This is a genomic window from Streptomyces sp. NPDC002809, from assembly GCF_040295435.1.
Lineage (GTDB): Bacteria > Actinomycetota > Actinomycetes > Streptomycetales > Streptomycetaceae > Streptomyces.
Genome location: NZ_JBEOVJ010000175.1, coordinates 1 through 2,167, shown reverse-complemented (window position 1 = coordinate 2,167; position 2,167 = coordinate 1). Strand labels below are relative to the sequence as shown.

Here is a 2,167-nt window from a genome sequence, read left to right as displayed (position 1 = left end):
GAAGGAGGTGCCTGCCATGCCGGCGGTGAGGGTGGTGCCGTCGGTGGGGTCGATGAGGAGGAAGGAGCCGGTGCGGCGGGAGTCGGCGTAGGTGTCGAGTGCGAGGGGTTCGGCGGTGCGGATGGTGACGCGGCCGATGTCGTTGGCGGCGAGTTGTCCGGGGGTGGGGTGTTGGGAGAGGTCGTCGAGGGTGAGTCGGGAGGGGATGTCCTTGACGATGGCTTTGACGGTGCGGGTGGTGTGTTTGAGCAGGACTCGTTGGCCGATGGTGAGTGGTTGGTCGGCGACGTGGCAGACGGTTGCTTCGATGTCCTGGGTGGTGGCGGGTGCGTCGGCTGTGGGGGCGATGAGGTCGCCGCGGGAGATGTCGATGTCGTCGGTGAGGCGGAGTGTGACGGACTGGGGGGCCCAGGCGATGTCGACGTTCTGGCCGAGGAGGTCGATCCCGGCGATGGTGGAGGTGGTGCCGGTGGGCAGGACGGTGACGGGTTCGCCGAGGCGGAACACTCCGGCGGCTATCTGGCCGGCGTAGCCGCGGTAGTCGGGGTGTTCGGTGGTCTGGGGCCGGATGACGTACTGGACGGGGAAGCGGGCGTGGCAGGCGGTGAGGTCGTGGCTGACCGGGACGGTTTCGAGGTGTTCCAGGACGGTGGGGCCGCCGTACCAGTCCATGTTCGCGGAGGGTTCGACGACGTTGTCGCCGGCGAGTGCGGAGATCGGGATCGTGGTGATCTCCGGGACGCCGAGGGAGGCGGCGTAGGCGGTGAATTCCTTGGCGATGGCGGCGAATACCGGTTCGGCGTAGTCGACGAGGTCCATTTTGTTGACGGCCAGCACGACGTGCGGGACGCGGAGCAGGGCGGCGACGGCGGCGTGGCGGCGGGTCTGTTCGACGACTCCGTTGCGTGCGTCGACCAGGACGACGGCGAGTTCGGCGGTGGAGGCGCCGGTGACCATGTTGCGGGTGTACTGCACGTGGCCGGGGGTGTCGGCGAGGATGAAGCGGCGGCGGGTGGTGGCGAAGTAGCGGTAGGCGACATCGATGGTGATGCCCTGTTCGCGCTCGGCCCGCAGTCCGTCGGTGAGCAGGGCGAGGTCGGGGGTTTCCTGGCCGCGTTTGCGGGAGGCGTCCTCGACGGCTTCGAGTTGGTCGGTGAGGACCGATTTGGAGTCGTGCAGGAGGCGTCCGACGAGGGTGGACTTGCCGTCGTCGACGGAGCCGGCGGTGGCGAACCGCAGGAGGGTGGTGGTCTGCAGCTGGTCGGCCGGCTGGGTGGTGGTCATGTTAGAAGTACCCCTCGCGCTTGCGGTCTTCCATCGCGGCCTCGGACATTTTGTCGTCGGCGCGGGTCGCGCCCCGCTCGGTGAGGCGGGAGGCGGCGATCTCGGTGATCACGGCGTTCAGGGTGGTGGCGTCGGAGTCGACGGCGCCGGTGCAGGACATGTCGCCGACGGTGCGGTAGCGGACCTGGCGGGTCTCGGTGGTTTCGTGTTCCCTGGGGCCGCCCCAGTCGCCTGCGGTGAGCCACATGCCGGAGCGGTTGAAGACCTCGCGCTCGTGGGCGAAGTAGATCTGGGGGAGTTCGATGCCCTCGCGTTCGATGTACTGCCAGACGTCGAGTTCGGTCCAGTTGGAGATCGGGAAGACGCGGACGTGCTCGCCGGGGGCGTGGCGGCCGTTGTAGAGCTGCCAGAGTTCGGGGCGCTGGCGGCGGGGGTCCCACTGGGAGAACTCGTCGCGCAGTGAGAAGACCCGTTCCTTCGCGCGGGCTTTCTCCTCGTCGCGGCGGCCGCCGCCGAAGACGGCGTCGAAGCGGTGCTGCTGGATCGCTTCGGTCAGCGGGACGGTCTGCAGGGGGTTGCGGGTGCCGTCGGGGCGTTCGCGGAGCTTCCCGGCGTCGATGTATTCCTGGACGGACGCGATGTGCAGGCGCAGTCCGTGTTCGGCGACCGTGCGGTCGCGGTACTCCAGGACCTCGGGGAAGTTGTGTCCGGTGTCCACGTGCAGGAGGGTGAAGGGGACCGGGGCGGGTGCGAATGCCTTGAGTGCCAGGTGCAGCATCAGGATCGAGTCCTTGCCGCCGGAGAACAGGATCACCGGCCGCTCGAACTCCCCCGCCACCTCACGGAAGATGTGCACCGCCTCGGACTCCAGCGAATCCAGGTG

Annotated in this window: 2 protein-coding genes; both read right to left on the bottom strand. The window is 68.6% G+C overall.

Going from position 1 to position 2,167, the window contains the following annotated elements; all coding sequences use genetic code 11:
* Positions 1-1,284 (bottom strand): sulfate adenylyltransferase subunit 1 (locus ABT025_RS39365; protein WP_351003635.1); only part of this gene is annotated, 1,284 nt, incomplete at its 3' end.
* Position 1,285: 1 nt separating this feature from the next.
* Positions 1,286-2,167, bottom strand: an 882-nt coding sequence (gene cysD, locus ABT025_RS39360) for a sulfate adenylyltransferase subunit CysD (RefSeq protein ID WP_351003633.1), incomplete at its 5' end; no start/stop codon positions are given.